Below are 9,902 nucleotides of genomic sequence, written 5' to 3' on the forward strand. Positions count from 1 at the left end.
CCCTTGTCGCCCTTGTCTACCTGCCCGTGCTTTGTGCCAGTTGCGTAAGTCCTGCATTCTAGGTATTCCACGTCAGAGCTATTACGTATAATTACCTTCATTTCGTACAATAAAATCACACTCGTGTTTGAGCGAAAAATAAGCTGATGTATCTAATAAATACATCAGCTTTTGACTTATCCCAAGATTTCAATCACAGCCGCTAGAATAGCTGGGGCTTTGCCTGAAGCTGGAATGAATAGGCGCTTTTGCCAGTTGATGATCTCGGCGAAACATCCAACAGCTAAGAGTCGCTCTGCCAGTGAGATAGCATTAACCAGTTCTATACGAGGTTCTGTGGCAATATAAGAACGCCGTAAAGTAACGCCACCCGGTAACTGCTGTGAATAGCCTTCGTTTAGCACTAAAGAGACTAACTCCTGTGTGCTTAACAGCTTGTTCTTGAGTCCGAGTTGTTCGCGCACGGTTTGAATGTCGTGAGCATTCACCACCCGACCGAGTATCTTTTGTCCATCGGCAGTTTGTAGTCGGAATACTCGACTACTGTGCTGTGGCAGGATTTTCCAGATAGGCAATAGAATACCAGTGACTAAATGCAGGTAATCGGTAGTGAACTTGGGCAGTGTGTCCACTTCAGTAGACCACGCCGCAACAAACGTATCAGCCGAAACCTGCCGCCAAGTGGAAGAATTTAGCTGTTCCACTATGACACGAGTTTCTTTTTGTGGGCGGACGAGTAATACCCTTGGCACAACACCACCTTCCGCATCGAATATACTATGCGTTGGAATTGTTACCGCCGCACTACCTTTCTCATTCACCGTGAATCGCCCTTGGTACTTGGCAGCAAACTCCAACATCTCAATAGCCGTTCTGATGTTGTTCCTTTGGGTGCGTTCCACTTTCAAGTAATTGGTGACGCTACCAGTTTGAGCATGAGTATATACAGCTTCCTGGCTCAATACAGTAAACCGTTCAGCCCGTAAAGTTTCCACACCCATCTCATAGACACCAGCCGCGATCGCTGCTTCAATCTGCTGACTTAGCAACAACTCAAAACGCTCGAAAATCACGTTTTGCATATCAATTCGTAAAGCCAGCAGTCGGTTGAGGAATTGACGCAGGGGCGGGAGATCGATTTTCATCCCGCCTTCGTGGGAAGTAAGCGAGAGTCCTGTCATTTGCTCAAAAGTCCCTAGTGGAACTTCATAAAATCGACCTTGGAAAATCTGCCTAAACAACTCGTATAGTGCGTGTTCTGCATAGTTCGACTCCAGATTATCCTTAGCTTCAAATATCCCATTACCACCCGTCTGCCGTTGACCACGAGTAAGAGCGCCCAAGCTGTCCAGCCGTCTAGCAATCGTGCTGATGAATCGGCGTTCACCGCGCACGTTAGTAGTCACAGGACGGAAGACTGGTGCAGATGCTTGGTTGGTTCTGTGCGATCGCCCTAATCCCTGAATTGCGTTGTCTGCTCTCCAGCCGGCTTCAAGCAGGTAGTGCGATCGCCGTCTCCTATTCACAGCGTTGAGGTCAGCATGATAACTTCTGCCTGTCCCACCAGCGTCACTGAAGATGAGGATTTGTTTGTCACCCTGCATAAACGCAGCAGTTTCAGCAATATTCGCGCCAGCACCGCGTGAATCAACAAACAAACGTCCAGATTCATCTTTCAGAACTCGTTTACTGCGACCTGTGACTTCAGCCACTTGCTTGTGACCAAAATGCCACAGCAATTGTTCTAATGCACCAGGGATTGGGTCAAGGCTTGCTAACTTATCGACTAACGCATCCCTCAAGGCTACAGCTTCAATAGAGATAACTGGAGAGCCATCAGCGTCAAAGACTGGCTCGGATCTTTCTGAGCCGTCAACACCTGAATAGATGGAATGCAAATGAATGGGGAATGCACTCATCAAATAATCCATGACATATTCCCGTGGAGTCAGATCAAGATTGAGATCCTTCCATTCTTCGAGTGCAACTTCATTGAGTCGGCGCTTAAGCAACTCCTCATTAGTTGATACAATTTGAATAACAATGGCGTTACCCACAGCTAAATCCTCTTCAATCGCTTTAATTAACTGCGGACATTTCATGCCAGTCAACAGATGGTTGAAGAATCTTTGCTTGTGCGACTCAAACTGAGACACCGCGCTCATTTTTGCAGCACGGTTGTAAGTCTTGTCACCAGAGATATTACAAGCTTCCAGGGCTTTGTCTAAATTATGGTGAATAACTTGAAAAGCATCAGAATAGCTGTTATAACTCCGTTCCTGCGTAGGCGTTAATTCAATTTCGAGAGTTTGATACTCAACTCCCTCGAATGAAAGGCTCCGCGCCAGATACAGCCCCAAAGCCTTGAGATCCCTGGCTACCACTTCCATCGCGGCAATACCACCGCCCTCAATGGATTCTACAAAATCCTCACGGGAGCTAAACGGAAAGTCGCCGGTTTGCCAAAGACCGAGACGATTTGCATAAGATAGGTTAGAAACCTTTGTCGCTCCAGTCGCAGAGACATAGATAACCCGTGCCTGCGGTAATGCGTTTTGCAACCTCAGCCCAACAATACCTTGCTGGGATGCTGCAACCATACCGAGTTTACCCTCCTGGGCCATCGCATTGCCCATGCTGTGGCACTCATCAAATGCGATTGCTCCCTCAAAGTCCTTGCCTGCCCATTCAACGATTTGCTTGAGCCGACTTTTACCATTCTTTTGAGAACGTAGAGTTGAGTACGTGCAGAACAGAATGCCTTGGGTGAAGGAAATTGGATCGCCAAGCTTAATGTTGCTCAGGTCAATGATATCTTTCTCACTACCTCCGAGCGCACACCAGTCTCTACGGGCATCTTCAATTAAAGCAGAACTTTTGGATACCCAAATGGCTTTAGAGCGCCCCTGACACCAGTTGTCGAGGATGATTCCTGCACACTGTCTTCCTTTCCCCACACCCGTCCCATCGCCTAAGAACCAGCCACGACGAAATTTTACAGCATTTTCTTCGCCAGTTGCCGCTACAGTCACATTATCCCAAGAATCATCCACAATATAAGATCCAGACAGAAATTCACAGTGCGCCTGACCTGCGTAAATAACGCTCTCAAGTTGTGCCTCTGACAAATTGCCTTGTGTGATGATGTTGCGTGGGAGATGTGGTTTGTAAGTTGGAGCCGGTGGTGAGACAAGTGCTAAGGCTGCACTTTCGCAAAGCAATGAGGGATGAGGTAAAGCGTCCTTGATTCGGATTCTTTGTGGGCGATAGGTTTCGTATAGGGTATCTTTCAAACCCTCACTAGCCGTCCACTCGATAACCTCATACTCCAGCACTACTATGTCGTCTGGAAGAAAGGAAACAGTTTCTGGTTGTGCAACTGTAGTACGGAATGGCAATTGAACAACTTTTGCCTTCGCAGTAGCTTTGATATCTGAGCGTTTCCATGAAGATCGCTTAGGTAATTGCTCAATCAACGCTAGCAGTTCGGGCAAGTCCAAAGTTTCGGAAATACAGGGGATGTCGCCAGGATTATCAGCCGGAACCTTGTCAATTACTGTGATTCTAGTGTCGATTTGTGTACCATGTTTTGAGTACACCTTGCCGTTAACCCCGACTGACATTAAAACTCGTGCTTCCGAGTGCCACTTAACAAAAGTCTCTCGCCAAGTAGGATTATTGGGAGAGAACCAGTTGGCTGTGATTGTTACCAATCGTCCACCGTCAGCCAGTCTTTGCAATGCCGAGTTGATATGCCTTTTTGTTGCGTCGGGATTGCGACTGCTGATTTTCGGGGATGACGAAAACGGTGGATTCATCAGCACAACTGAAGGCTGAGTTTTACCAGCTAGGTAATCGTTAATCTGCTCCGCGTTTACTGAGAATAATGGTGTACTAGGGAATAATCGCCGCAGAATCTTCTCCCTATCGGGTGCAAGCTCGTTGAGCATCAGACTTGCGCCTTGTAGTTTAGCCATTTGTGCTAACAAACCAGTCCCGGCTGATGGCTCCAGCACCAAATCAGTAGCTTGTATAAATCCTGCTTTGGCTACCAGATAAGCAAGCGGCAGAGGGGTGGAGAATTGCTGAAGCTGTACTGACTCTTCACTGCGGCGAGTATGCGTCGGGCAGAGGGCTGTTAATTCTTCTAATTGTTGCACAACCACTTGAGGTTGTTGTGATAAAATCTTAATTCCCAGATGACGCAGATATAATATTTGCGCCACTTCCACAGCTTCGTAAGCGTCTTTCCACTGCCACGCACCGGACGCAGCAGTGCCTAGAAAATAGCGATTCATCTGGGCTTGGATTGTCCTGGTGGAGATAGTCCGTTGCTCAATCAGTGATTTGGTGAGTTCTTGAGCAACGTTGAGGATTGATTGCCCATAATCCAGAACTGTTTCTAGGTCAAACAGAGTTCCTTGCGTGGCTATAAGGCTGACCATATCTATTATATGAATACATCACTTTCGCTTTGGCGTAGCCGTTTGACCCGGATTTCTCACGCCTTGCTCAAAGCCTGTGCTTGTTGTGCAGGTTCACTAGTGGGAGCAGAGGAGAGTTCAATGTGCCAAGTTCTTTCCCCTTCGCCCCTCTGCATTTCAAACTTGTGAGGAATGCGGGGGAAATCTTCTCAAATGCGATTGCCCTTGGAGTGGCTTGTGGTTGGATTTCCTGTTGTGGAGTAGGTTGTGGTGCTGTTGCAGAAACTGTGGGCTGTTCAATAACCGATGGCTCCCATCCGATTGGCGGCAAGGGTACAACCCACAAACCATCTATGAAGTCAAAAACCATCAGCGCAACAAAGCTCATAACGACTGCTTGGATCGTGAGGGTGAGAATAGCTTGGATATCCATAATTAATTCCAAATGTTTGTGATTTTTCAATGTGGTGAGGCGTTGCAGTTGGGTTTGAAGCGTGTGTTTGGTCGTTGCAACTCTCACTCTGGCTTTGGCGTAGCCATGAAAATTCCCATTCAGAAAACGGGTGATTATGTTTACCCAGAGCATTGAAATCTTCTTAGCAAAGGCTAAGATCCAAAAAGTCACTAATTGCAATAGGCAATGGCAAGCAAAACAATCGATGTCCGAGAGTACACTGTCAGAGCGCACAAGCGGGAAATTCACACTCGCGTTTTTAACTTCGTATGTAAGCAGTGTGAGCAACCCACACAAAGAGAAACTTTTGGAGTTAGACCTCTATATTGCGAGAAATGCCGTCCGCCTCAACCTCCCAAGCAATCGAAAGTAGTCCCTATAGGCAAGAGGAAACCCAGAGCTATGAATTATGAGAGTGGTAAAGACATAGCTGGATGATTTGTTGTCTCAAGGGTGAGTGAAGCAGTGCGCTCATTTGCCCAACCTAATTCAAACTGGTAAAAGGTAACTCTAATGTTTGAAAGTTTAGAAGTCATTCAGGAGTTGCAAACTGTGCAAATAACTCTGCCCCTGTCAGGTCATTAGTTTCATTGGCGAAACAGTAATATTGGGGCTTTTCATCAATGAATACCTGATGATCGAAAACAAGACCTTCAGAACTATCGAATAGTCCAACGGGGATGAAATACTGGTTACTTTGTTTCAATTTGTAAAATAGATGGCTACCACACTGCTTACAGAATCCACGTTCTGCCCACTGTGATGATTGATAAAGCCCAATATTTTCTTCACCAGAGAAGCTAACATCACTTTTACAATCAACAGCTAACAGAGGCCCTCCGCCCCAATTGCGGCAGATACTACAATGACACGCTCCCACATTTTTACTCATGCTAGTTGTAGAAAGACTTACTGCTCCACACAGGCAACTACCTTTTGCAATATTTAAATTAGACATATTATTTGCTCCGATTATTTGCTCCGATTCCACGCAGGCGCTCCAATTGCTCACATTTTCCCTTATTTCATACTGGAAATGCCAAGAATATCAAGTAGTTGGCTTTCGTGACTTGGCTATTTTTTGGGGAAGGTGGGGGGAAAGGTTTTAAACCCTTACCATGCACCCCTTACCACTTAATGAAATTCAAAATTCAAAATTCAAAATTTAATAAATAATTTTGAATTGGAGCGTTCGTGCAGCGTCTCCAAGAGTTGCGACTTGACAGCGCATTTTTGTGTTGGCGTACAACGGTACTTGGCATTACCTCAAAACGCGATATCAGATACTAGTTTTGGTTAACATAGAAATTCCCCTGACATTGCAAATATTGTATGCCCAAGACTTGGAACATCAAGATAGATAACTATTTTCAAGCCAACCCCAATTGCATCATCGCCACCGCCCATGTAGACAGCTTCCCGATAGACCTGCCGCTAGAACCGAACATCCGCGAACCGAACCGCAAAAGCGCAACCTACAGACAAATCTTCGACTCGCTGACGACTGAACCTGCAAAATTCTTCTCTCGCCACAGTGGAATCGTTCTGTCAGCCAATAAAACTAAACCTGTCAAGAACAAAACTGAACTGGAGCTAGAAGTCTTAGAAGCTAACGAGGGGGGGAGCGACGGTATTATCAACGGAGGACATACAGTTTTAGCTTTTGAGCAAGCGAAAAATTACAACTACAATTTAAGTCAAGCCAGAGTAAAAGTTACGATCCACATTGGACTGACTGAAGAATCAGCTAAAGATATAGCCCTAGCTTCAAATACTACAACGCCAGTAGATTCTCGCTCCAAAGTCAACGCCAGGGGTGATTACAAATTCGTCAAGCAGTATTTAGCCCAGTTAGAACAGAAAGAAGATAGAAAATTCCGCATCGCTTATTATCAAAACCAAAGCGGCGCTCCCAGAAATGCTCAGTGTAATGTCACCCATTTGCTGAAGCTGCTTTACTGCCTCGACAGAAATAAATACAACCCCGACGGCAATAAACGAACCAAACACCCAGCAGGGATGAGTCTTCCAAGTAACATCACAGACGCAGAAACCGAAAGATTAACCGCCTTACTGCCTCTGCTATCTCAAGCTTTGTGGATAGAGCAAAGACTCTACGAAATTATCCAAGACCATATCAGCAACCCCAGAAGAAAGGGTGCCAACGATTTAGCATCAATAGATATACGTAAAACTACGTTGTTGCCTGATAGCAAATACTCTTTCGGGTTTGGTGCGCCAACTGACCTAGCATTACCGATAATTGCGTCCTATCGGGTATTTTTGGATAAGGACTATAAATGGATTTTGCCGTTTAACGAATTCGCCGAAGATTTCCTCCAACACTTGTGGAATAACTACTTCCGCAAATACTTGGTGTCGGAGAAAACAGCCGGAAATACAGTAGGTACAAAAATTAGTCGTAATCAAGAGATTTGGGAAAGCTTGTACATTTCGGCGCAGAGTTATCTAAACCAGCACTTGATGCAAATGGTCAATTCCAGTAAGCAAGAAGAAGAATTGAAGGTGACACAAGGTAGCAACAAGAGAGGAAAAGGGAAAAGGGATGAACTCAACGCGACTACTATTCCCAAATAGTTTTTTACCGAATAAGGCATGAGGTATAGGGGAATGGCACGAAGAAAAGCGTAAATCCCTGGTATTCCTGGATGAAAGGGTGTGGAGTTGCTAAGTTCGGGTGTGGGGAATTAAGAAGATGTTGAACTCCTTGACGCACTCGCATTTAATTGTCTAGAACACACGAAGCTGCAACCCTGTCAGCAAAGAGGTTTCACATAAATCTTCGTGCCATTCGGTATAGGGGAAAGACTCTTAGCCCCCATGCCCTACCTGACTTTTCCAGTTATCTAGTTAAGTCAGGAACTCTCAAAATAGCTTGGGTAATACCAGCTAATTAATTCTCAACAAGTTAAGTTTAATGACAAAAATTACCAGAGGTAGAACTTTGGAATGGAGGTGTAGTAAGCGCTCACTGGATACCGTTATAAATGATTGTGTTCTAGGTTGAATTTATTTATCGCAATCTCAGGTTAATATTTTTTAGCTGTTAAATCAGGAAAATTAATTCAGCGATTTGATTTATACTTTTAAATTCGTCTAAATATCAAAAAAGTTAAGTTGTATGTCCAGCCTGAGTCCAGACATGGTTCGTATCTATTTGCAAGAGATCGGTCGTTACCCAATGCTAACCGCAGACCAAGAAATTGCTTATGGCAGGCAGGTACAGCAAATCATGGCAATTGAGCAAAGAAAAAATGAACTCACCCAACAACTAGCTCGTGAGCCAACAATGGTCGAATTAGCTGTTGATATTGACAAAAGTGAATTGGAAATAGCTCAAATACAAAATCTTGGGCAACGAGCCAAACAAAAAATGGTGACAGCAAACTTGCGTCTGGTGGTTTCGATTGCCAAAAAATATACTAAGCGCAATCTGGAATTTTTAGATTTGCTGCAAGAAGGGGCAATAGGTTTACAAAGGGGTGTAGAAAAATTTGACCCCAATCGCGGCTATAAGCTTTCCACTTACGTATACTGGTGGATTACGCAGTCAATCACACGGGCAATCGCAGAGAAATCCCGTACTGTACGCTTGCCAATTCATATCACCGAACAACTGAACAAAATTAAGAAAGTACAGCGAGAATTATTTCAGACACTGGGTCGTCCAGCCAGTGTTATAGAAATTGCTCAAACTTTAGACTTACAACCAAGCCAGATTAGGGATTTTCTCAGCAGTTCAAAGCAGCCAATTTCTCTAGATGTAAAGATTGGAGATAACCAAGACACAGAACTTAGTCAACTTTTACCAGATGAGGGTATATCTCCAGACGAACATATCACCAAAGAACTTTTGCGTCAAGATATTAATAGTTTATTAGAATCACTCAAACCGACGCAGCGTGAAGTATTAACTTTGCGTTTTGGGTTAGAGAACGATCAAGAACTAACTTTAGCTCAGATTGGAGAGAAGTTGAATGTCAGTAGAGAACGAGTTCGCCAAATTCAGCAGCAAGCAATCACTGTTCTACGTCGTCAAAAAACTGAAATTCAACAGTATTTAGTTTCGTAATAAGTACTTATTGATGATATTTTCGGGACTAATTAGCGAAAAAGAAAGGCTGAAATAGGGTTACAGGTTTGGGTGTAGGGAAAGACAGAAAGTCTTACTACACCTACACCCTCTGATTTTTTCAGATCCTGTGAAAAGTCAGATTAAACAAGAGGCTCAATATTTTTGAAAGGTTCAATTAAATATCTACGTCCACCGCCTCTATAAGGTACAGGTGTACTGGGAGTATTAGATTTGGTAATCTCTGAAAATAACTGTTGTGTTTTATAAGTAGTCAGCAGTGTCTGTGATAATTTATTTATCTGTATTCGGTCATTAAGACTTAGTAAACTAAATAGGAAAGTCCCGACTAGAATATAAGATGTAAAAGGCATAGTTAATAGCTCTATTTTATCTCTATTAACTACTACTTGGTATTTTTAAACTATCCGGTAAATATATCTAAATATAATGGAAGAAATATTTTGTTTTGGAGTTTAATATCGCAATAAAACTTTGTTTGAATACAACTATTATATAAATGTTTGACAAAAGGACTAATGAAAAAAGTCATGAATTCGACCATGACTTTTGGCACAAATAAATGACCGATTTAGCCAGTTACTAGGGATTGATGAACTCTGGACAATTCTCACCATCCGATCCAACATGGATATATGCCACAGACTAACAAATTGCCGCCGTACTCAACCCTTTGATAGTTAGAGCAACCGATGATGCAGGCTGCTGGTCTAAAAACTTGTTCGTCAAACTCGAAATCGAAACCGAAATCCTCCGAGTAGTCTGTATGAATCGTGCTAGATGTCACCTCAGTAGGAGGTAGAATCGTTAGGATCTTAGCAATCTGTTCCTCTCCATTCCATCTCCCCGAAATACCTATTAGACCCGTCCTAAAACTTGCAAGCAAGTATATATAAGGCTTTGAGACCGC

The 9,902-nt window shown here is 43.8% G+C and carries 7 protein-coding genes and 1 pseudogene; 3 read left to right on the plus strand and 5 right to left on the minus strand.

Annotation, left to right across the window (positions count from 1 at the left end; all coding sequences use genetic code 11):
- Positions 1-176 precede the first annotated feature (176 nt).
- Together RMY63_RS40275 and RMY63_RS40280 are read right to left on the minus strand one after the other, a co-directional pair.
- On the minus strand, positions 177-4,445 hold the full coding sequence (locus RMY63_RS40275) for a strawberry notch-like NTP hydrolase domain-containing protein (protein WP_322734028.1): 4,269 nt from the start codon (positions 4,443-4,445) through the stop codon (positions 177-179).
- Positions 4,446-4,512: 67 nt separating this feature from the next.
- Positions 4,513-5,010 carry a hypothetical protein gene (locus RMY63_RS40280; protein WP_322734029.1) on the minus strand — a complete coding sequence of 166 codons (498 nt, stop codon included), beginning with the start codon at positions 5,008-5,010 and terminating at the stop codon, positions 4,513-4,515.
- Between the two features lie 54 nt (positions 5,011-5,064).
- Between RMY63_RS40280 and RMY63_RS40285 the strand changes: the two genes are divergently transcribed.
- Positions 5,065-5,316 carry a hypothetical protein gene (locus RMY63_RS40285; protein WP_322734030.1) on the plus strand — a complete coding sequence of 84 codons (252 nt, stop codon included), beginning with the start codon at positions 5,065-5,067 and terminating at the stop codon, positions 5,314-5,316.
- A gap of 94 nt (positions 5,317-5,410) precedes the next feature.
- Here RMY63_RS40285 and RMY63_RS40290 read toward each other — a convergent pair whose 3' ends face one another.
- Positions 5,411-5,836, minus strand: coding sequence for a GFA family protein (locus RMY63_RS40290; RefSeq protein WP_322734031.1), 426 nt, complete (start codon positions 5,834-5,836; stop codon positions 5,411-5,413).
- A 374-nt stretch (positions 5,837-6,210) separates the two neighbouring features.
- On the opposite strand from RMY63_RS40290, the gene RMY63_RS40295 reads away from it, so the two are divergent.
- Both RMY63_RS40295 and RMY63_RS40300 read left to right on the plus strand, forming a co-directional pair.
- Positions 6,211-7,476, plus strand: a complete 1,266-nt coding sequence (locus RMY63_RS40295; protein WP_322734032.1) for an AIPR family protein — start codon at positions 6,211-6,213, stop codon at positions 7,474-7,476.
- Between the two features lie 544 nt (positions 7,477-8,020).
- Positions 8,021-8,971 (plus strand): RpoD/SigA family RNA polymerase sigma factor, encoded by a 951-nt coding sequence (locus tag RMY63_RS40300; protein ID WP_322734033.1) that lies wholly within the window; start codon positions 8,021-8,023, stop codon positions 8,969-8,971.
- A 143-nt stretch (positions 8,972-9,114) separates the two neighbouring features.
- On the opposite strand, the gene patX is transcribed toward RMY63_RS40300, so the two are convergent.
- Both patX and RMY63_RS40310 read right to left on the minus strand, forming a co-directional pair.
- Positions 9,115-9,345: a heterocyst-inhibiting protein PatX gene (gene patX, locus RMY63_RS40305; RefSeq protein ID WP_322734034.1), complete on the minus strand. Its 231-nt coding sequence runs from the start codon at positions 9,343-9,345 to the stop codon at positions 9,115-9,117.
- 257 nt (positions 9,346-9,602) lie between these two features.
- Positions 9,603-9,902, minus strand: a pseudogene (locus RMY63_RS40310) (hypothetical protein); the annotation flags it as partial.

The organism is Nostoc sp. ChiQUE01b, from assembly GCF_034531255.1.
Taxonomy (GTDB): domain Bacteria; phylum Cyanobacteriota; class Cyanobacteriia; order Cyanobacteriales; family Nostocaceae; genus Nostoc.